The 21,874-nt window shown below is 44.1% G+C and carries 17 protein-coding genes; 9 read left to right on the top strand and 8 right to left on the bottom strand.

Annotated elements, in window-relative coordinates:
- The first annotated feature begins 97 nt into the window (after positions 1–97).
- The 6 genes from OCU90_RS18915 to OCU90_RS18940 all read left to right on the top strand — a co-directional run bounded on the left by OCU90_RS18915 (position 98) and on the right by OCU90_RS18940 (position 9,106).
- A complete protein-coding gene (locus OCU90_RS18915) occupies positions 98–1,558 on the top strand; it encodes an aldehyde dehydrogenase family protein (RefSeq protein WP_061023076.1) in 1,461 nt (486 codons plus the stop codon).
- A gap of 228 nt (positions 1,559–1,786) precedes the next feature.
- Positions 1,787–2,782: a membrane dipeptidase gene (locus tag OCU90_RS18920; RefSeq protein ID WP_061023074.1), complete on the top strand. Its 996-nt coding sequence runs from the start codon at positions 1,787–1,789 to the stop codon at positions 2,780–2,782.
- Positions 2,783–3,013: 231 nt separating this feature from the next.
- Positions 3,014–4,609 (top strand): BCCT family transporter, encoded by a 1,596-nt coding sequence (locus OCU90_RS18925; RefSeq protein WP_017111918.1) that lies wholly within the window; start codon positions 3,014–3,016, stop codon positions 4,607–4,609.
- A gap of 273 nt (positions 4,610–4,882) precedes the next feature.
- On the top strand, positions 4,883–6,694 hold the full coding sequence (locus OCU90_RS18930; protein ID WP_061023072.1) for a hypothetical protein: 1,812 nt from the start codon (positions 4,883–4,885) through the stop codon (positions 6,692–6,694).
- Positions 6,691–7,428: a DUF3726 domain-containing protein gene (locus OCU90_RS18935; protein ID WP_061023070.1), complete on the top strand. Its 738-nt coding sequence runs from the start codon at positions 6,691–6,693 to the stop codon at positions 7,426–7,428. Before OCU90_RS18930 ends, OCU90_RS18935 begins: the two co-directional genes overlap by 4 nt.
- A gap of 385 nt (positions 7,429–7,813) precedes the next feature.
- Positions 7,814–9,106 (top strand): alpha/beta fold hydrolase, encoded by a 1,293-nt coding sequence (locus OCU90_RS18940; RefSeq protein ID WP_061023068.1) that lies wholly within the window; start codon positions 7,814–7,816, stop codon positions 9,104–9,106.
- Between the two features lie 185 nt (positions 9,107–9,291).
- Here OCU90_RS18940 and OCU90_RS18945 read toward each other — a convergent pair whose 3' ends face one another.
- The 6 genes from OCU90_RS18945 to OCU90_RS18970 form a co-directional block, all read right to left on the bottom strand.
- Positions 9,292–9,474, bottom strand: coding sequence for a hypothetical protein (locus OCU90_RS18945; protein ID WP_004730424.1), 183 nt, complete (start codon positions 9,472–9,474; stop codon positions 9,292–9,294).
- A gap of 264 nt (positions 9,475–9,738) precedes the next feature.
- Positions 9,739–9,966, bottom strand: a complete 228-nt coding sequence (locus tag OCU90_RS18950) for a PAS factor family protein (RefSeq protein WP_004730426.1) — start codon at positions 9,964–9,966, stop codon at positions 9,739–9,741.
- 269 nt (positions 9,967–10,235) lie between these two features.
- The gene (locus OCU90_RS18955; protein ID WP_061023065.1) at positions 10,236–12,392 is read right to left on the bottom strand and encodes a cytochrome c; all 2,157 of its coding nucleotides are present in this window, start codon (positions 12,390–12,392) and stop codon (positions 10,236–10,238) included.
- Positions 12,389–13,003 carry a cbb3-type cytochrome c oxidase subunit II gene (locus OCU90_RS18960; protein ID WP_004730430.1) on the bottom strand — a complete coding sequence of 205 codons (615 nt, stop codon included), beginning with the start codon at positions 13,001–13,003 and terminating at the stop codon, positions 12,389–12,391. Before OCU90_RS18960 ends, OCU90_RS18955 begins: the two co-directional genes overlap by 4 nt.
- Positions 13,004–14,428, bottom strand: a complete 1,425-nt coding sequence (gene ccoN, locus OCU90_RS18965) for a cytochrome-c oxidase, cbb3-type subunit I (protein WP_061023063.1) — start codon at positions 14,426–14,428, stop codon at positions 13,004–13,006.
- Positions 14,429–14,452: 24 nt separating this feature from the next.
- Positions 14,453–14,839: a c-type cytochrome gene (locus OCU90_RS18970; protein ID WP_004730436.1), complete on the bottom strand. Its 387-nt coding sequence runs from the start codon at positions 14,837–14,839 to the stop codon at positions 14,453–14,455.
- Between the two features lie 420 nt (positions 14,840–15,259).
- On the opposite strand from OCU90_RS18970, the gene OCU90_RS18975 reads away from it, so the two are divergent.
- Together OCU90_RS18975 and OCU90_RS18980 are read left to right on the top strand one after the other, a co-directional pair.
- The gene (locus tag OCU90_RS18975; protein WP_017091205.1) at positions 15,260–15,727 is read left to right on the top strand and encodes a putative pterin-binding protein; all 468 of its coding nucleotides are present in this window, start codon (positions 15,260–15,262) and stop codon (positions 15,725–15,727) included.
- Between the two features lie 9 nt (positions 15,728–15,736).
- Positions 15,737–16,762 (top strand): diguanylate cyclase domain-containing protein, encoded by a 1,026-nt coding sequence (locus tag OCU90_RS18980; RefSeq protein ID WP_017082375.1) that lies wholly within the window; start codon positions 15,737–15,739, stop codon positions 16,760–16,762.
- A gap of 472 nt (positions 16,763–17,234) precedes the next feature.
- Here OCU90_RS18980 and OCU90_RS18985 read toward each other — a convergent pair whose 3' ends face one another.
- Together OCU90_RS18985 and OCU90_RS18990 are read right to left on the bottom strand one after the other, a co-directional pair.
- A complete protein-coding gene (locus OCU90_RS18985; protein ID WP_061023060.1) occupies positions 17,235–19,664 on the bottom strand; it encodes a putative bifunctional diguanylate cyclase/phosphodiesterase in 2,430 nt (809 codons plus the stop codon).
- A gap of 3 nt (positions 19,665–19,667) precedes the next feature.
- Positions 19,668–20,699, bottom strand: coding sequence for an ABC transporter substrate-binding protein (locus OCU90_RS18990; protein WP_061023059.1), 1,032 nt, complete (start codon positions 20,697–20,699; stop codon positions 19,668–19,670).
- 359 nt (positions 20,700–21,058) lie between these two features.
- On the opposite strand from OCU90_RS18990, the gene OCU90_RS18995 reads away from it, so the two are divergent.
- On the top strand, positions 21,059–21,709 hold the full coding sequence (locus OCU90_RS18995; protein ID WP_017088106.1) for a LysE family translocator: 651 nt from the start codon (positions 21,059–21,061) through the stop codon (positions 21,707–21,709).
- Positions 21,710–21,874 lie beyond the last annotated feature (165 nt).

Genomic DNA, 21,874 nt, shown 5'->3' on the forward strand with positions numbered 1-21,874 from the left:
AGATTTAAACGTTATTTCTTATATAAATTAACGTTTTATTCATTAATCAGATGGTTGCCAGGCTCAAACGCAACCTAACCGTTACAAGGACAGAATGATGACTCAATTACAGAATGTTCAAGCAGAAAACGCACTTTACATTGGCGGCGAATGGCAAGCGGGTGTAAGCACCGTTGCGAACATTAACCCATCAGATATTTCTGAAAACATCGGTAACTTTGCACAAGCAAGTGCTGACCAAGTCCAACAAGCGATTTCAGCGGCAAAGCACGCTCAACCAGAGTGGGAAAAAACGCCTATTGAACGTAAGCAAGCAGTACTTCAAGCAATCGGTGATGAGCTGATTGCACGTTGTGATGAGCTAGGTACGTTACTTTCTCGTGAAGAAGGTAAGCCTTTTGCTGAAGGTCGTGGCGAAATTTACCGCGCAGGTCAGTTCTTCCAGTACTTTGCGGCTGAAGTGCTTCGTCAAATTGGCGACAACGCAGAATCAGTACGCCCAGGCGTTTCTGTAGAAGTGACTCGTGAAGCGGTGGGTGTTATCGGCATCATCTCTCCTTGGAACTTCCCGACCGCGACTGCTGCTTGGAAAATCGCTCCAGCGCTTGCTTTCGGTAACAGCGTTATCTGGAAACCAGCAAACCTAACACCAGCAAGTGCGGTTGCGCTAACTGAGATTATCCACCGCCAAGGCATGCCAGCAGGCACGTTCAACCTCGTTCTAGGTAGTGGTTCTAAAGTAGGTGATGCACTGATCAACTCTAAAGAAGTGAACGGTGTGAGCTTTACTGGTTCTGTTGACACGGGTCGTAAGGTTGCCGCTGCTACAGCGCCAAACTTCGTTCGTTGCCAATTAGAGATGGGCAGTAAGAACGCACTTGTGGTTGCTGATGATGCTGATATCCAAACAGCTGTTGATGCAACTATCGCAGGTTCGTTCTCTGGCGCAGGTCAAAAATGTACAGCATCTTCTCGTCTTGTGGTTATGGATGGTATTCACGACCAATACGTTGAAGCACTGATCAAACGTATGAGCGAGCTGAAAGTCGGTCACGCACTAGAAGACGGCGTGTTCATGGGGCCTGTTGTTGACGGCAACCAACTTGAAGCAAACCTGGGTTGGGTTGAGAAAGCACGTCAAAGCGGCGGTGAGCTAGCATTTGGTGGCGAACGCCTAAGCATGAAACACGAAGGTTTCTACATGTCTCCAACGCTGTTCTTAAACACTAAGAACGATTGGGAAGTGAACCAAGAAGAAGTGTTTGCACCAATGGCAAGTGTGATTCGTGTCGCTGACCTAGAAGAGGTTATCGCGACAACCAACGATACTCGCTTTGGTCTAACGGGCGGCATCATTACTCAAAGCCTACGTACTAGCGCAATGTTCAAGCAACAAGCGCAAACAGGTTGTGTGATGGTGAACCTACCAACAGCAGGTACAGATTACCACGTACCGTTTGGTGGTCGTAAAGAGTCTAGTTTCGGCCCTCGCGAGCAAGGTCAATACGCGAAAGAGTTCTACACAGTTGTGAAGACCGCTTACCAGCGTCCTTACTAATCGGCTTTTTATTAATTAGCTCTCTATTAATTAGAACGGGATGGCTGGAGACATTAAGCCCCTAGCTATCCAGCTATCGAATTGGCCTGATTCACAAAGTCAGGCCAACATCCAAACTCAACACAACAAATGAAATTAGAGACGTGATTTAACCCATTTTTGAAAACATGTTATTTGAGCGTGTTTTCAAAACCGAGCTAGAACACTGAGCTTTCAATAGGAGTGGTTATGTACCAGCAACGGATTGTTATAGATGGATTGCAATACTGCAATTGGAACAGAGAATACTTCCAAACACTAAAGGCGAGCGGCATTACAGCAGTTCACGCTACCGCGGTTTACCACGAGACAGCTCGTGAAACCTTATCTCGCTTTGCAGAGTGGAACTTAAGATTCGAGCAAAATGCAGACATTATCATGCCAATTCATTCAATGGCTGATGTTGAAACTGCGAAAGCGACGGGCAAAGTCGGCATTTTTCTAGGTGCTCAAAACTGTTCTCCAATCGACGATGAGATTGGTCTTATCGAAGTGATGCGTAAGCAAGGTCTTCTGATCATGCAACTGACGTACAACAACCAGAGCTTATTGGCGACGGGTTGCTACGAGAAGAACGATACGGGTATTACTCGCTTTGGTAAGCAAGCAATCGAAGAGATGAACCGAGTGGGCATGATCATCGATATGTCTCACAGTGCCGAGCGTTCAACGCTTGAGGCGATTGACCTGTCTTCTCGTCCTATTTGTATCAGCCATGCGAACCCAACGTTTGCTCATGATGCACTACGAAACAAATCAAACGATGTGATTAAAGCCCTAACCGCACGCGGTGGCTTAATCGGATTCAGCTTATACCCATTCCACCTACCAAATGGCAGCCAATGTACGTTGGAAGATTTCTGCCAAATGGTTGCGACTACCGCTGACATGGTTGGCGTAGAACACCTAGGTATTGGTAGTGACCTATGCTTAAACCAACCTCAAGCCGTTCTTGAATGGATGAGAAATGGTCGTTGGTCTAAAGCAATGGACTACGGCGAAGGCTCTGCGAACAACTCAGGTTGGCCAGATGCGTTGCCTTGGTTCTGTGGTAGTGCGGGTATGGAAAATATTTATAACGGATTGATGCGCCATGGTTTCAGCGAGTCTGAAGCTGGGCAAGTCTTGGGAGAAAACTGGTTTAACTTCTTGAAAGATGGCCTAGAGCCTCAAAGCAAGGGTTAAGTGTTTTCTCACTAGCAATCATCGAATTAGCAGCCTTCTAATTAACCTTCATTTAGAAGTGCTGTTGTAACCAATTTAACTATTCAAAAGGAACAACGGTCTATTTCGCAACGCGGTAACCCAAACATGGATTAGCCTGCCCAACACAAAAAACAATAGGGCAGGTGTTAAATACACCTCTTGTAGTCATCATTTAAATGACAGCTGCAAAGAAACCTCTGGAGTCAGAGTATGTCTGATTTAACCAATAGCGTGAAATCTTCAAACGTAAATGCGGGTCAAGCAAACACAGCAAGCAAAAAACCTCAGTCTGAATCTACTTCAGACAAATTAGGACTAACCAATCCAGCACTTTGGTACAGCGGCGGTTTTATCGCTCTGTTCGTAACGCTTGCTTTGTTTGATGGGGAGCTACTCTCTACCCTAGTAAACACGGGCTTTGCATGGTCTGTAAAAGTGTTCGGCCCTTATTGGCAAATGCTTCTTCTTCTGACTTTTCTTATTGGTCTTGGCCTGGCGGCAGGGCGAACAGGCAAGGTTATCCTAGGCGGCATCGCGAAACCTGAAATGGATGGCTTCCGTTGGATGGCGATCATCTTCTGTACGCTACTTGCGGGCGGCGGTGTGTTTTGGGCAGCAGCAGAGCCGATCGCACACTACGTTAACCCACCACCTTTGTATGGCGCACAAGAAAACGCACAGCAAGGCGCAGTGAATGCGTTATCACAATCATTCATGCACTGGGGTTTCCTCGCATGGGCAATTGTGGGCAGCTTAACGTCTATCGTGGTTATGCACCTTCACTACGACAAAGGCTTGCCTCTTAAACCTCGTATTTTGCTTTACCCAGTTTTGGGCGAAAGAGCACTGAAAGGCCATACCGGCGCACTGATTGATGCATGTTGTATTGTCGCTGTAGCAGCGGGTACCATCGGTCCGATCGGCTTCTTGGGCTTGCAAGTCAGCTACGCTCTGAATGAACTGTTTGGTATTCCAGATGGCTTCACAACTCAGCTAATCATCATCTTGTTCGCTATCGTGCTTTATACATTGTCGGCATTAAGTGGTCTAAACCGCGGAATGCAAATGCTAAGCCGTTACAACGTAATTTTAGCAATGGCATTGATGGTTTATATCCTTATCTTTGGTCCAACGAACTTCATCTTCAATGGCTACATTCAAGGTGTAGGCAGCATGATAGATAACTTCATCCCAATGGCCACATACCGTGGTGACGAAGGTTGGTTAAGCTGGTGGACAGTGTTTTTCTGGGGTTGGTTCTTAGGTTACGGCCCAATGATGGCAATCTTCATCGCTCGTATTTCACGCGGCCGTAGTATTCGCCAATTGGTATCAACCATTAGCCTTATCGCACCGTTTGTAACTTGCTTCTGGTTCACGATTGTTGGTGGCTCTGGTCTTGCGTTTGAAATTGCAGATCCAGGCAGCGTAAGTAAAGCGTTCGAAGGCTTCAACTTACCAGGCGCACTACTGGCGGTAACTCAGCAGCTACCTATGCCGATGCTTATCTCTATTCTGTTCTTGATCTTAACCACGATCTTCATCGTAACGACCGGTGACTCGATGACTTACACCATCAGTGTGGTTATCAGTGGTGAGACAGAACCGAATGCAATTATTCGTACTTTCTGGGGTGTGATGATGGGGGTAACAGCGTTGATTCTGATTTCCCTAGGTTCTGGCGGTATTTCAGCGCTGCAATCGTTCATTGTTATCACAGCGGTACCCGTGTCCTTAATCTTACTGCCATCGCTCTGGAATGCGCCTCAAATCGCAATCAAGATGGCAAAAGAACAGGGTTTTTAAAGAGCAGGCTTTTTTAAATAAAAGGGCTCTGTAAGACAAGAACTCTGTAAAAAAGAGACTGTAAGAAATTGATTAAGTAAGAACAAATCAGCCTTCGAAAGAAGGCTGATGCAAAAATTCCGAAAGGAACAGAAAACCCGAACTGGTGAAAATACACCGGACGGCAAAGTATTTAGGTCAATCGATCTAGTCAGGACAAATAATAAGGGGTGAGCTCGCTTGCCCCACATAACGTGAAAGCTAACCAGCATACTGTAACAACGAATGCTTCAAATGACGGCAACGATCGGTTCTGAATGGCTAGCAAAATCCTATAACTATAAGGTGGTGAGCAAAATGGATGCACATCGTTCTACCTACACTGAATCAGCATTACGTGACGCAACAGTCGTCATGGCACCGGAAAGGCTAGGTGCGATGCACCAAACACGTATCAGCTTTGTAAGAACTCTGATTCGTAAAATGGCGCAGCAAGAGTGGAAAGTGACGAAACATGAATGGCAATTAGACGCTCAGGGTTTTGGTCATGTTATCTATAAGCTAGCGACGCCAAACCATGTTTATCATTTGGTTGTTTTTTGCGATGAAATTGCAGATGACGAACGAAATGACCGTGTAATAGCTGAAAAGTGGGACGTAACGTTTGCGCTTGTTCTTGGTGATGTTGATGTCACCCTACTTGAAAGACTTCGCGCGAATGTACCGCTTCAAGAAGCTGGCCGTAATCCTAACAATGTGCTTGTTTTAGCGCGTGCAAACAAAAGTGTACGTGTGTTTGAACATATCGTTAGTCACTTGGCTAAAGGTGTTCAACCAACGCCCAAAGAACTGGCTGAAGTAGGCTACATCCTGCGAACCACTGCCGTTTATGGTAATGGCAAATTTGGCATCGCTGACTTTAAAATCTTAGAGAAAAATGAAGATTTCAATCAGTCGTTTAGCGCTCAAATGTGTGCGGTGTATATGCTGCGTGAGTTCAGCCTAGATTGGGTTCATTACCTAGCAGAGCAACAAGGCGGCGAACAAGCGATTTCTTTACATCGTGGATTACAACGCTACCTAGGCGTTGGTAATGCGACAGGTTTAGGCATGGCGCCATACCTGATTAACCACCCAAGTATTGTTGACCAGTGGATGACAACCCGTGAGCATGCATTAGCTGAAGTGTTAGCGAGTCAGACTGATACGGCGTTGATCGAGCCACTACGTACACTAGTTAAAAAAGCGATTTGTCATTTAGAACAAGTCGTTACCATCAATGAAACACAGCAAGAGCTCAACAAAGCCGCTGTTGATGATTTGAAAGAAACAGAGCAATCGCTAGAAACGTCTGTCAGCCAGTGTGATACATGGGCGCAGTTAGTCGAGCAATCTAAGCAAATGAGTATGGAAGCCCAAGAAATCCTTATCTCATGCTTGATGGAATTGTACCCAGAATTAGTGGACGCCCATCAAGAGCAAATGAATTGCAGCGAAACACTGTCGCTTCCTAGCGGCAAAAAGATTCAAGACCTTCTTGTTGTATTAGAAGAAAAGTACCGTTGGGCGATCACGACCGACTTTACTAAAGCAGAAAACAACTACTGGTTCTGGTATCGCTCTCAAGACAAAGAAGAGCCAAGGCTCGGAGTTCGAGGCGAAGAGTTGGGTGAAGAGCGTGAATTGCCGTTGGATATCGGCCGTCAAGCTTATCGTTTGTACCATGCTTTATTGCAATTCGCGCCTGAGCTTTCATTGGCTGAATTCCTAGTTAAACAGCCACAACACCGTGCAATTGCACGCCGTGTATGGACGCTAGGCAACAAAGCAATGGGTGACATTCAAATGAATGTGCTTCACCAAGATTCGCCGCCAATGCACTTACTGCGTTGTAAGCTTGCGATGTTTGGTGCAACTAAGTTTGATCCTCGCTCAGATCGCTGGGTACGAGTGACGTTTTTCCAAGGAGCGCCATTGCTTGATGAAATTCATCAGGACGAATGGGTGTTCCCAATATTACCAAGTGAAGCTGAACTGTCTGGTTCGCAAAATGTTTCAATTCACAGCACAACGGCGAAAGGCCAACATGGAGGTAAATCGTTATGATCGTTTCTCACAATGAACTGGTAGCGGCCGTCAATAAAGCCTTTCTGGGGATGCGTCGTACATGTGGTGAAGCTGATGTGATAGCGAACATGGTGGCAGATTTACAAATGGTCGGTTTGGATGGTGTTCGTCATTTTAACAGTGCGAGCAACTTCATCGGGCTAGAGGACGACCGCCCTGTCGATATTCAAGTGCGCAGTGATAATACGGTTGAAGTCGACCTGCACAAGGCGAGTTTGGCGTGTCATCTTCCTGTGATTATGGACTATTCGATTGAAAAAATGGTTGGTAAGAAGACGCTGGAAATTGAGCTAAATAATTGCCACAACCGTTGGTTGGCGTATAGCGAGCTTGTAAAACTGGCTGCGAAAGGTATCGCGTGCATGGCACGTTGGGATAACGGCTCTAACCCTAAGAGCACTTTGTATGTGCTTAATCGTGGTTGCGTTGCACCAGAACTGTTTTTATCAGATTTGCCACTGGCATCGGTCGAACATATCCACAATATGACCATCGAACTTTCCGTCCAGGATTTCGATATCGAACGTTTGTCAGATGGCTACCAAACACACATTGAATCGGAAGCGCTTTTTAAAACTCAAGAGAAAGCATGGAACGATGGCATTGAGGTGGATGATGGAGAGTGGGCGGCACTGAAAGAGACCGCTACCGCAATCCTAGTTCAGAACAGCGAACGCTCGACTCAAGGTGCCGGTGAACTGACGGCTTCGTAGTCGCTAGATTTATTAGGTTCATTAGAACTAACAGGTTCGATAGATTAACGGCAAATAAGCGAGTTAGTTTATCAACACAGATAAAACCAAAGAGCTTAACGTATCCTCACCTCGTTAAGCTCTTTTTATTTGCCTCACGCTTTGGATTTGCTTTACCTCATTCATTTACTCTCTCGCTGGATCAACCTCTTCTAAACTGACTGTTTTGACACACGCTGTTACCCATTGAGAGGTAATTGAACATTTAAACGAAGCACCTTCACATTCATGTTAAACAAACGGTTTCATTTACAAGCTACTATGCGTATCTTGCTCATAAGGGTGCCAAAGGGCGCCATTTTTATTCGTACCAATGACTTTAGAATCAGATAAAAAGGAATGAAGCGTGCAAGCTAACTTTATTGATGGAACCACCCTGTATCGTCAGCACTCTTTCGAGTTGCCACTTGATTATCAAGCCAAAGATGGACAACAGATCCAAGTCTTCGCACGTGAGCTGGTTGATCTCGCTAAAGATGCGCAAGAGCTGCCGTGGCTGATCTACTTTCAGGGCGGCCCAGGTTTTCCTTCTCCACGTGTTAGCGGGCAATCGGGTTGGCTAAAGCGTGCATTACAAAGCTATCGTGTTCTGCTTCTGGACCAACGTGGTACAGGCAACAGCACGGTTATCAGTCATGAAACGTTGGCGCCCCTTTGTCCAGAACAACAAGTCGAGTACTTAACGCATTTCAGAGCCGACAATATCGTTCGTGACGCTGAAGCGATTCGTGAGCAGTTTGGTGTTAAACAATGGTCTACGATTGGCCAAAGCTTTGGTGGCTTCTGTACACTGAGCTATTTGTCACTGTTCCCACAAAGTCTACAGCGCTGTTATGTAACGGGTGGTATTCCGTCTATTGAGCGTGAAGCTGATGATGTTTATCGTGCGACTTACAAGCGTGTAGAAGACAAAAACAGAGCTTTCTTTGCTCAGTTCCCTCAAGCACAAGCTATGTGTCGCGAGATCTCTGATTACCTGCTTAACAATGATGTGAGACTGCCAAACGGTCAGGCGTTTACAGTTGAACAGTTCCAGTTGATCGGCATTAATCTTGGTGGCGGCGAAGCAAACCTTCCAATGTATTTCACACTGGAAAGTGCCTTTGTTGAAGTGAACGGTAACAAGCAGCTGAGCTATAGCTTCCTAAATCAAATGCAGCAAGAGCAGGGCTACCTAACGAACCCAATCTACGCGATTTTGCATGAATCGATTTACTGCCAAGGCACTGCGTCTAATTGGTCTGCACATCGAGTTCGTGAACAGTACTCACACTTTAACTACCAAACGGGTAGTGAATTCTGGTTTACCGGAGAAATGGTGTACCCATGGATGTTCGACCAACTAGAAACGCTGAAGCCATTACGTGAAGCGGCAAACATGTTGGCTGAGAAATCAGATTGGGGTTCTTTGTACAATGCAGAGCAACTGAGCAAGAATACGGTTCCGATGGCATGTGCGGTTTATGCGGATGATATGTATGTAGAGCTGGATTACAGCCGTGAAACACTTGCGAACATTCCAAACTCAAAAGCGTGGATCACTAACGAGTACGAACACAATGGCTTGAGAGTGGATGGCGAAAGAATTGTAGATAAATTGGTGACGATGGTTGAAGCGTTAGAAAACCTGCCAAAATAATTAGACGGTTTACGTTAGAAGCTGTCTACGTTAGAAATCAGATACGCTAGAAACAAGAAAACGCTGCATCCGTGCAGCGTTTTTTTTATGCCATCGAACTCTGTTTTACTTGGTATCTAGTTGATCACTAGATACCGAGTAAAACGATAGAGTTTAAGAACCGGGAGGGATAGTTCCTAAATTCATTAAGGTTGGATGACGATATCTTGATTTTCAGTGGTCGATAAGCTGGCGCGGTTCTGTTCGATAAGTTGAGCCGCATAAGAGGGAGTCACAGCTTGAATTTCGCCTTTTGAACGAATGGTTAGTGCTTCCCACGCATGATCACGGTATTTGCCTGTTTGTGTATATTCAATAAGTACTCTCATGATTCTTCCATCCGATGTGTGGTTAACGTGCTACTAACATTAGCGCCATTGTTGAGGTTGCACACCTGTTAAAAATGGAACATAAGATTAACCAAATGAGAATGCGTGTAACTTGAAAAACAGGCCTAACTGCACTTATCTTACTTAACCGTACTTATCGTAACTAACGACGTTTATCGTAACCAACCGTCCTTATCGTAAATAGCGTCCATAAAAAAACGCTGCACAATGGCAGCGTTAAAGTTGAGATAGGTTGAAGGTTGTTTAGCTGTTTTCTAAGCCAACAATCTTGCGTGCAGACATCACTGCACTATCCAAGTCGGTCAATCTACCAGCACTTGCTGGACCAAGAACTGATGAATATAAAGCCAACTGCTTCTCAAATGATAAATCTAATTGGTTATATAGATTTTGGCGGATTTGAGCGTGTTGCTGTGGCTTTGCGCTCGACAGGCCTTCCAACGTATCGTAGATGAGTGTAGTTGTATCCATAACTGTCCTTAGTACATCTTTAGAAAATTTTGCATATTATGCACTTGGTGTCATCTTTGTTCTGCGAGATTGATCGCATTATGTGCAGCTCTGCTTAATTGTGTAATCAGTTAGTTACAATTGTGTTGTACGGCAAAGTGTCGAAAACTCGGGTTATGGTAAAAAGAAAAGGAGACGCACTGGTCTCCTTTGGGTTTATTAATCAATATTAAAACTTACTCATTACTCATTACTTGCTACTTGCTGAGCTAATCAAATACGTCGAGAACCTAGCGAATGTTAATGTTCTTATCTCGATTTTCGTACATTTCAGGTGTGGTGTGTAATCCTCCAGCGTAACCTGCTGCTTCAAGTGTCTCTCTTACCTCTCGTACGTGCTCCGCCGTGACGGGTTCCTCTCTATCTCCAAGGTGCAATCGCACAAAGGTGATCAACTCAGCCAACCTTTGATCCGACAGCACATCTTCAAAGCTTGCCATTGGCATGAAGTTTCTGTCTTTGTCGAGATAGGTGGGTTGTAGACCGCGCACAGTCACCGCGATGGTGTTGAATGGATCGCTGTGCATGATAATGCCGTTATTCAACAGCGTAGGGGCGATAGGGTCGCGACCTTTACCATCGTCACCATGACACGCTCCACACGTTTGGCGATACGTGGTGTAAATATCAGTCGCGTAAGAGTCTTCATCAAACCCTTTAGGTTGCAACTGAACTGCATCACTGGCAATGGTGTTGTTGATGTCACCACTGAGTAAGTAATAGGACATCGACTCTATATCTTCACGTGTCATTAAACTTAGGCTGTTTTTTACTACGTCTGCCATGCCCGCAAACGCAGTCCCTTTGTCTGAGTGACCTGTGTGTAAGAAATCGGTGAGCGTTGCTTCATCCCAACCATCGACATACAGTTCGTTGGCCGTGATATCGGGCGCATTCCAACCGTCAATCAAGTTACCTTGGAAAATACGTTCAGGTATCAGAGCTTGGGCAATGTTTCGTGGTGTATGGCACTCCGAACAATGACCAAGTCCTGCGACCCAATATTTGCCTTGTTGCCATTTCTCAACGTTTTCGACTTCCGATTTAAGCTCTTCAGGCACTTGGTAGTCAATCGGGTCGGTATCCATGAACACAATGTTCCAGCCGAGCAGACCTAGACGTATGTTCGATGGAAACATCATGCTGTTGTCGTCATTGCGTCGTGGTACGGCGGTGATGGACTGCATGTATTCCCACAAATCGACCATGTCTTGGTCGGTGAGGTATTGATAAGAAGTGTAAGGCATTGCAGGGTACAGGTAACCATTCTTACCTTTACCTGCAACTAACGCGGCTCGGAAGTCATCAAAGTCATAAGTCCCAATCCCTTCGGTGGTATGTGGAGTTATGTTGGTTGAATACACGGTGCCGAAAGGAGTAACAAACGGTAGGCCGCCAGCAAAGGGTTCACCACCTTCGGCACTATGACAAGCTACACAGTCACCGGCATACGCTAGGTATTCACCACGTTCAACAGACTGAGCTTCTAGGTTCGCGAGTCTTTGTTGCTGCTCTGAGCCCGCATGTCTAATGTAAGCACCCAGTGCAAGTATTTCGTTCTCGGTGAGCTGCTCATCAAACGCAGGCATTAGGTTGTTCAAGCCTTTGTTGATAGTGTGCTGAATCTCTTCAATACTGCCGCCGTGCAACCAAATATCGTCTGAGAGATCAGGCACGCCAATCTCTGGGTTCGCAACAGAACCATCAGCGTGACAAGACGAGCAGTATTTTACAAACAGCTCTTTGCCGACTTTAACTTTTACTTCTGGAACATCGGTATGGCGTTGATTGAGGGAAGCTAAGTAGTAAGAAACCTTAGCCACTTCATCGGGGCGCATGATTTCGCTCCAACCTGGCATTGCACCGTTCCGACCTTTGGCGATCGAATGAATAACAGCTTCATCACTGCCACCGTACAGCCACTCTTGGTCTATCAGGTTAGGAAAGTGCTTTTGTCCCTGAGCATTATCTCGGTGACAAGCAGCGCAGTGAGTTTGGAACAGAATCCTACCGCTATTCACGATCTCTGGGACTGCAGCTAATCCCTCTAACGTAGTTTCGCTGGTTTGTGCAAATTGTTCATTGAGAGTGGTGGATGGTGAACTGAGCTTATCATCGCTTTGTTCCCAATCGACTAATCCTTCCCATTCGCCAAGCCCGGGGTAGAGCACCAAATAACCAGCAGACAAAAGAAATGCGACCGCATAGCTTACAAATAACAGTTTAGGTGGAGGCGCATCTTTCTCTTCAATACCATCAAAGGTGCCAATGGTGTGGTCATGATCGGCCTTGTGATTGCTACGCCAGTATTTAACGACAACAGACACCATCAGAATAAAGAATATTAAGGTTAAGAGTACCGCCCATAGATTCCAGAATGTGCTCATTGTGATACCTCCTGTGACGTATCTTTACCCAGGCTTTGTAAATAGCGAATCAGCGCTTCACCTTTGGTTTTGCCTCTTACTTGCAATCGGGCGTCACCAATTTCTTGATCGGTATAAGGCACACCTAAGGTACGTAAAACTTCCATTTTTGCGCTGATATCATCGCCAGTCAGAGTCTGCTCAAACAGCCACGGGTAAGAGGGCATTATCGATGTAGGAACGACTTTTCTAGGATCAGTTAGGTGAATAACATGCCACTGGTCAGAATACTTTCTACCTAAGTTAGTGAGGTCAGGACCAGTACGTTTAGAGCCCCACAAGTTAGGAAATTCGTAAATATCGTCTGCCTCTTTGTTCGGGCGACCATTACGTTTCACTTCTGGCTCAAGAGGGCGAACCATTTGGGTGTGACACACATGGCAGCCTTCACTGATGTAGATGTCTCGCCCTGCCAACTCAATAGGTGTGAGTGGCATTGCTAAACTGCCTTTGGCAATATCGTCTCCGCGGACAATGCTTGGCACTACCCAGACCAACAAAGAGAAGGAGGCAACGACAACGGTGGTCAAAATTAAAATGACGATTGAATGTGTAAAGTCTTTACTCATCATTTAAGCCCCCTCATTAACGGTATGTTTAGCGTCGTGTACTACTGACATACGAACCGTTTTGTACAAGTTGAATGCCATTAAAAACAGTCCAAGTACAAACAGCGCGCCACCAAAGAAACGCATGAATAGCCAAGGTGCTTTAAAGTCCATAGCCTCAACGAAACTGTAAATCAGTTCGCCATTTTCATTTTGAGCGAGCCACATATAACCCTCACCGATGCCTGCGATCCAAAGTGCTATCGCATAGATGGCGACGCCAGCATGAGCGAGCCAAAAGTGCCACTTAATCAGTCGTCGTGACCAAAGATCGGTTTGGCCCCATAAGCGTGGAATGAAATAGTAAAAAACCGCTATCCCTGACATTCCAACCCATCCAAGAGCTGCGGAATGTACGTGACCGATGATCCATTCGGTGTTGTGTGCCACCATGTTGAACCAGCGAATAGCGAGTAGGGGACCTTCGAATGTCGCCAAGCAGTAGTAAAGAATTGCTGAGAAAAAGAATAAAAGAATGTAGTCGGACTTCAGCTTTTCTTTGTTTTGTAGAAGGGTCATTGCGCTATTGAACGCACCGGCCCAAGAAGGGAGCCACAGGATCAAAGACATTACGATGCCGATGTTTTGAATCCAGATGGGAACAGAAGAATAAACCAAATGGTGCGTTCCAGCCCACGTGTAAAAGCCGACCAAGCCCCAGAAATGGATCACAGACAAACGGTACGAGTAGATAGGTCGATCCGCCGCTTTGGGTATGAAATAGTAATTCATACCAATCACACCAGCAGTCAGCAAGAATCCGACGGCATTATGTCCCCACCACCACTGAACAATTGCATCTTGAGCCCCTGCAAATACAGAGTAGGACTTCATCGCCAACACGGGCATCGCGAGGTTGTTCACAATGAAAATCATTGCAACGACAATAATGAATGCAGCAAAGAACCAGTTAGCCACGAAGATATGGCTGACCTTTCGTTTAGCAAGGGTGCCAAAGAACAACACCGCATAAAGCACCCAAACCAGCACGATCATTAAGTCGATTGGCCATTCAAGCTCTGCATACTCTTTTGAGCTGGTGTGGCCTGCGGGTAAGGAAATGACCGCAAGCAATAGAATAAATTGCCATCCCCAAAATACCATCCATGAAAGGCTTTTATTGAACAACTCACAATGGCCTGTTCGCTGGGCAATGTACAAAGATGTCCCCATCAAAATATTCACGACGAACCCGTAAATCACTCCAGAGGTATGTAGCGGACGCAGTCGACCAAACTGGAAATATTGAGAATCGAAGTTTAAGACTGGCCAATACAATTGCGCGGCGAGAATCACCCCGATGATCATGCCTACGATTGCCCATATTAAAGATGCGATGATGAAGTACTTAACGACCTTAATGTTGTATTGCGATGTTACTTGTTCCATAACAAGGCTCCTTGCCTAAAGCTTTTATTCGCTGACTGAATTTGATTCGTTGAGTGAGTTTGAATCGTTGCCGAGCATTGAATAGAAATAGGAAATGTCGCGGATGTCTTGGTCTGAAAGGGTGTCGGCTTGTTGTTGCATGAGAATTGCCAAACCACTGGTTCTTTCCCTTGTCTGATAGTCTTTTAACGAGGAGATGAGATATCCCACCTTTTGACCGCGAAGGTTCGGGTAGGGGTCTTGCGTTGAGATGCCATCAACGCCATGGCAGGTCATGCACACCTTTGCTTTCTGCTTACCTAACTCGAATTGTTCTTGATTAACGTCAGCAGAAACAGGAAACATGACCAACGTCATTACTAGGGTTGAAAGTGTCGTCATGGGGTTAAATTTTTTTATATTCAAACTCATTCTCGATTCCCTTGATTATGAAATGAGTAAGCTTTTTAAGAGCGACACACGATACCTGCTGGTGGAATAGAAGCGACAGATATCAGAAAAACAGGCTCTCAAAGCTGCTTACGTTCGATTAAAGGTTATGCAGCAACAAGCATTCTTGCTACTTACTGACTCATATTTATTGTTAATTTTGATGGTCAGTACGTATTCAGTGGCTGGATTGGATTACTCATTGCCTTTAAAAAGCCGGGATTACTGGTATGAACGCTAATTAAAGTCTTATTTAGAGGAGGGAAGGTGTTGTTCGCACCTGGTTACAGGAATGAAACGTTATCTCAGAAAGAGTCGAACTGCATCATTGAAAAAATAGGCAATGTCTAAGCAAGTCAAATGACCAATATGAACTAGACTCAATTTAGTGACCTTTTTAGAATGGAGTTTAAAATGAGAGCTGCACTTCTGTTTATACTTTCACTGTGTTCATTTTCTATTTTTTCAGCATCGGAACTCACAATATTCGATCACCTAGGGCAAAAGCATCAATTCAGTCGAGAACAACTGTTATTGCTTCCTCAAAAAGAAATATCCACCTCATTACCTTGGGTGGATGGAGAATTGGTTTATAGCGGTGTGGCCTTACAAACAGTGCTTGAAACAATGGATTTACCCATGGCTTCGCAAGTGACCTTTGTTGCACTAAACGACTATAAAATCGCGGTGCCCAAAGAAGACTTTGACGATTACCAGCCGATCATTGCGATTAAACAAAATGGCCAATTTATGTCAGTCAGAGAAAAAGGGCCGTACTGGTTGATATATCCACTTTCTTCGACTCCAGATATAGATAATACAGATTTCCATGCCAAGATGATCTGGCAGATACGCGATATTCATTTGTAAGGGCTTCGTATGAAAAAGCTGTTGTCATTGACTGCCATTAAAGTCGTCGTGTTATCTTTAGCGGCAGTGGTGCTCACCGTTAATATCTACAGTGTTACCCGCATTAACGATATTAATAAGAGTTTTTCTACCCGACAAAATGAGGCAACGTGGTTCGTTTTTCAATTGGTGAAAGAATACGCCAATTTCTTGATGGTAAGCCGCTCTGAAACCATTGATTATGATGAGTTATGGTTAGCGTACGATATTACGTGGAGCCGTTTTGATATATTGATTAACAGCACTGAGTCTTCCAATTTCATCAAGTCAGCAAACTTTAAGCCCTATTTCACAGCGGAATTTGATAAATTTAAGAGCTTGGAGCCCTCAATTAAACTGGTCAGCCAAGGGTTGTTGCCCAAGGAATCGTTACAGAAAAAGGTCGATATTTGCTACCACACACTCGTAGATTTTATTAACGACAAATTTCGATTACAAAGCCCTGTAATTGAAGAAAATACCTCAATGGTTGATAACTTAGTGACAGTCCATCGGATCAGTAGCGTTTTTCTTGTTGGCATCTTGTTGTTGACTGGGATTATTTTTTATATGGATTTTTCTATCAAAAGAAAGCTCTACTCTACGGATTTTATTACAGGGTTTCGCAATCGAATTTCATTGATGAAATTTGTGAAAAATAGCTACTCGAAGGACAATAACTTTGATCTCTATTTTGTCCGTATCAGGAACCTTACCGAAATTAATCAAAAATATGGCCTTGAATATGGTGATCTTGTCGTTAGTTCGGCCGCTAAATCTCTGACCGCTAAGATACCAGAAAGTACCATTTCATTTCGAAGCAGCGGAAGCCAGTTCTTATTTTTTATTCCGGACCATTTGTACGCGAGTGATGAAATTCAAGACAAGTTTAACGACGTGCTCAGTGATTACATATCTGCGGGTAATTTGGAACTAATGATTGATGCGGTAGTAAGGCACAAGAAGAACATAAGTTCCAAAGACATGATGGAGTTGTTGACCAGCATGCAAGGTTAAGTTCTTAAGAATGTCTTAGTGTCTTAGTGTCTTAGTGTCTTAGACGCTTAGCTGTTTGGTACTGGCGAGTGTCGCACTTCGCAGTTGAATTCGGGGCTTAGCTTAGTAAATCTGATTGCTGATTGCTGATTGCTGATTGCTGATTGTTATTGCCTGCCAGTTCTTGTTAATGCTTCCCAGTTTCCTAGCACTTGTTACGGCTTCCTAGCACTTGTTGATCTCCACCTCTATCCTTCCTTCTTATACATATTTAATACTACAAGCCTTATCCGAGCCAATGAACGTAGTCACTAGTTTTGGTAGTGCTTTTATCTGTTTACTTGGTGTCAATCTCAAGATATTTAACGTGTATTACGGCCGTAGATATTGGCTCATTTCAGACGTTATTACAGGTTTAAAAGGGGCGGGAAAGTGGCCGTTTTTAATTAAATAACATGACTATTAAATCGCATGGTAATTAAATCGAACATTTTTATTTATGATTAAGAACGACAATCCTTTCGTTAGTAGTTGGTTCTAAAAGGGCTTGCTGATCAAGAATAGTTTGCGGATTGTGGTCACGAGCAAATTCAATGAACTCAATGTAAGTGAGTGGTTGGCTGAAAAAATAACCCTGTATTAGGTCGCAGTTGGCTTTTCGAAGGTGATGATACTGTTCGAGAGATTCGACACCTTCGCCAACAACGAATGTGTCACAAGAGTGCCCTAAGTTAACCATAGACTCGACCATCTTGCGGTCAGCTTTGTCGTGGACGATATTATCGATAAAGCTCTTATCTATTTTAAGTTCATCGACAGGGTAGTGAAGAAGTTGGTTAAACGCCGTGTAACCCGTACCGAAGTCGTCGAGGGAAACTTTTAAACCTAAGCTTCTGATGCTCTCAATGGTCTGCACGGTAAGCTTGCTGCTTTTAACGTAACTGGTTTCGGTAATTTCTATAATGATGTTGCTTGGAGGAACTTGATAACGTTCGAGTACCTTTCGAATATTGTCGGCAAAGTTACGGTTGTAGAGCTCCATCGCCGAGATGTTAATGGACAAGGTGCCTTTATATTGGTGAATATCTGCAAGCTCTTTATAGGTCTTGATTGCGGTACTAATGACCCACATGTCGAGCTTGGATATTAAATTACTTTTCTCTGCGACTGGAATGAACTCATCCGGCCCTGCCTTTATATCAAATAGAGCAGGGCAGCGAATCAGACATTCTGCTCCGTCGATCTGAAGTGTCTTAGCATTGAAAATAGGCATAAAGCGAAGTTCAAAGTTGTCACTCGCGCAGCACTCCAATAACCTTTTCTCGATAACATCATGTCTTTCAAGTGAATGAAGTAGTTCTTCGCCGTAAACAATCCGGCTCTCTCCGTCACTGTGGTCCTTAGCATTAATCAACATCTCATCAATACATCGGTGCCATATCTCCTCGAACTTAGGGGTATCGACGGGTAGTACACCAGTTGCAATTGAAAGCCTGAACCCATAATAATCTAGGAAAGTCGTACCTGTTAGGGTGTTGTTAATGTTCTCAATTTCTTCGTTTATTGATTGGTGTTCACCCACTTCCAATATGGCAATGAATTGGTTTCCTCCAAGCCTTGCGATTGAATAGTCGCTGCAACTAAAACCGAAAGAGGATTGTTGATTCTGCAGGGTTTCTCTTAGTGTTTTGGCTAGACTAACGAGTACATTGTCGCCCACCTTTGCACCGTATAAATCATTGATTTTACGAAAGTCGATAATGTCCCAACAAACCAAGTAGCAGTGTGGGCTCATTGAACTTTTTATACGCACATCTAGGTGTCGTATAAATGATCGTCGGTTTGCTAATTTGGTTAATTGGTCGAATTCAGCTTCGAATTTCAATTCCGTTAGTGAGTCAATGTAGGCGTTCTTAAGTCCGTCGATCTCACTTTGTCCGGATGACCGTTTAAAGTATCTAAGTTTGAGTCCACCAATGGAGATTTCGTGTAACAAGTCTTTGAGTGGGCGCACTAATTGATAACGTACGACCATGTGTACGATGAGCATAATAATGAATAATATCGTTAAGCCACCGAGTAAGGTCTCCTGAGCGATGAGGGATTTTTCGTGATTGAATTTCTTTTCACGAATATTGACTTGAGCGAGGAAGTGACGACTATTCATCTCGACTTTGATTCTGTCTTTGGTTTGTTCAAAGGACTTAATAACGAACTGTGTATTTTCAATATGTTCGGTATCTGATGACGGTTCAATCAGAAGCTGCATGTTGTCATCATCGTTGTATTTGGTGAGTAAATCAGACAACTGTTTTAATGGGCCGTCTGCAATCAATATGTATCGATTGACACTGTCATTTGCACGTTTGTCTTGAGGGAGTAAGTAAGGATCGATAGCTGCAACATAAGCGTATCTGAGCTCACCACTCACTGAGATATAAGAGAAGCCTTCATGAGATAGCTCGTTTTTATTAATCAACGAAGTATAGATGTCGAAGATTTTCTCATAGATGTTGTCGGGGATCTTTAACCCTTCGAAAGGGTCTGCTCGTAAAGTAGAGAGTGTTAATTTGAATTTAGGATCGACGACATAGATATTACGTTGACCAAACTGATTAACGTGACTCTGGTTTAAGACACGAAGCACTCTTTTTTCCAGCAGGGACAGGGTTGTGTAGTCACCCGGGTTTTGAATATATCGCAAGAACTGTAGGGATGAGCTAATATCTTTCACTAGCAAAGATAGGCCAAGCTGCTCGTATTCAGCCGCCACGAGCGCGGTGTTCACATCCGATTGTACTTCGTCTAAGTACATGTGTTTCGCGTGGTTAGAGGCCAAGTTGTAAGTCACCATTCCGCCTATTGCAAATACGAACAATAAGGTAGGAATGAGCACAAAGTAGAGCTTCTTTAATACTGGCATTAATTATCTCAAACTGTCGACAATGCGGTTACGAATTTGAATGCTATTGGGTTCGAGTTGCTGATACAGATAGCTGCGTTCTAAGACCTCTTTGCTAGGGAAAAGCTCCGGATCATTTTGGTACTCTTGTGTCGTTAAGGCTTTTGCTTTTGAGCTTGGAGTTGCAAACCATGAATCCATTGCGTTTTGAGCTGCGATCTCGGGTTGCGACAAGAATGATAAAATCGTTGTTGCTTGTGTAGACAACTCTCCGTTATTAATCGCAGCAATGCACTCTAACCATAACGTGGTGCCTTCTTGAGGCACAGCGTAGGACCAAGAGGCATCAGGCTCCAAATCATTGAGTACATAACTGTCACCAGAATAACCGTAGGCAAGGTCGATGTTAGCAAGACGTTCGGGTTGGCGAATGTAGTCGATGACGTATTCGTTGCTTTCTAGGTGAGGCTTTTGAGCTTGCAGGGTTTTATAGGCAACGCGAAGTTCCTGCTCATTATTGGTAAATGGATCAAATTGATTTACTAACAGTGCAGTACTCACCAAATCCGTAGGTTCGTAATACATACTTATGCGGCCACTGCTGTTCGTGTCTGGTTCGAGAATAGCGTTCCAAGAGGTGGGAGTGTTTACTTTGTCACTTCGATATAAGATTCCCGCAGTCCCCCAAGCGTAGGGAATGCCATACTCGCCACATCCTTCAACCCAACGTGAATCTATGTTACCAGCAATGGATTGTTGTAACTCACTGAGATTATGAAACAGGTTCTGCTTGGCTAACGCATTGAGCTTTATACTTTCTATAATGACGAGCTCAAATGCGCCACGACGTTCGCTTAATAGCACTTCATCTCTGATCGACTCATCAGAAAAAAACTGCTGTTTCAAAGAAATGCCGTACGTGTCGCTCAGTTGGGTCACGACGCTATTGGATAGAAATTCATCCCAATTGTAGAGATAAATATCATTCTGTTGGCTAAACGCTGTGCCAGTTAAAAAGGATGATGACGCAAGGACTGAAACATAAAATGCTTTCACTGACGGATTCCTTTCCTACTTTGCTTAACTAAATCGTAGCCCAAATTTTGCGACCTGCTTCAAATTTACGACTCTTATTTTAGTACAACCTAATATATTCGATGCGCCCACTTACTTTCAGCCCGCAAATTAGGGAATAAATGAGCCTTTATAAAAAACACCAAGCTAAATCATGGCTTAGCGGTCTAAATATTAAAAAGCGTGTTATTTGGGCCGTCTTTTACCTAACGAGACCGATGAAAACGTGTTGTCTGTCTGATTCTCTTAGTATCGAAACCCTAATAATTAACCCAAAAAGCTAATTGTATGTTAATTATGCAATAATAATGCATTAAATTTTACAATAAGGACATTGGTTTATGGATGCGGGTTTAGTCGGGATTTTTGTTACCGTGGCGATTGCTCACTTTCTAGCGTTATTGAGTCCCGGGCCAGACTTTGTGATTGTGGTGAAGAGTGCTGTTCGAAACAAGGGAAGAAAAGCATTAGGCGTTGCATTCGGTATTGCCAGTGCGAATGCGGTTTATATTGCTTTGTGCTTGGTTGGAGTAGGGTCGATTCTAGCGGCATCCGTTTCCGTTATGATTGTACTGAAGATCATTGGTGGTCTGTTTCTTGTTTATCTTGCTGTGCAAGCGATAAGAGCGAAGAAATGTAATTACAGCAATATGGATGTCACCGAAGGAGATAGCTTCAACCAAACGACTTTTCTCAAAGAATTCATTACGGGTTTTCTATCAGGAATCCTTAATCCCAAAAACCTTTTGTTCTATTTGAGCTTATTCACGGTTGTGTTGAACAATGACATTGGCTTCATGTTTAAGTTGGGGTTAGGTGTTTGGATGACGGTGGTTGTATTTGTATGGGATGCGGCGATCATCTTCCTGTTATCTGCACCTAAAGTGCGTCAAGAGTTTACACGTGTTGCTTACTATATTGATAAAGTGACAGGAGTCATGCTGGGTCTGCTTGGCTTGACCATTGTGAAATCTGCTCTGGTACGTCAGTAGATTCACCATTGCTGAGTAACCTTACGTTTGTGGCACGATACAATGCTTATGTGCCGCGAATGTGTGCTTGTTTCCTACCAGGCAGATACGTTTTATCTCTTATCTGCCCGATAATAAACCTTCTGCTTAATCCACCTATTATTTTCATAACTCGTTGTTTATCAT

Origin of the sequence: Vibrio splendidus, from assembly GCF_024347615.1 — a bacterium.
Lineage (GTDB): Bacteria > Pseudomonadota > Gammaproteobacteria > Enterobacterales > Vibrionaceae > Vibrio > Vibrio splendidus.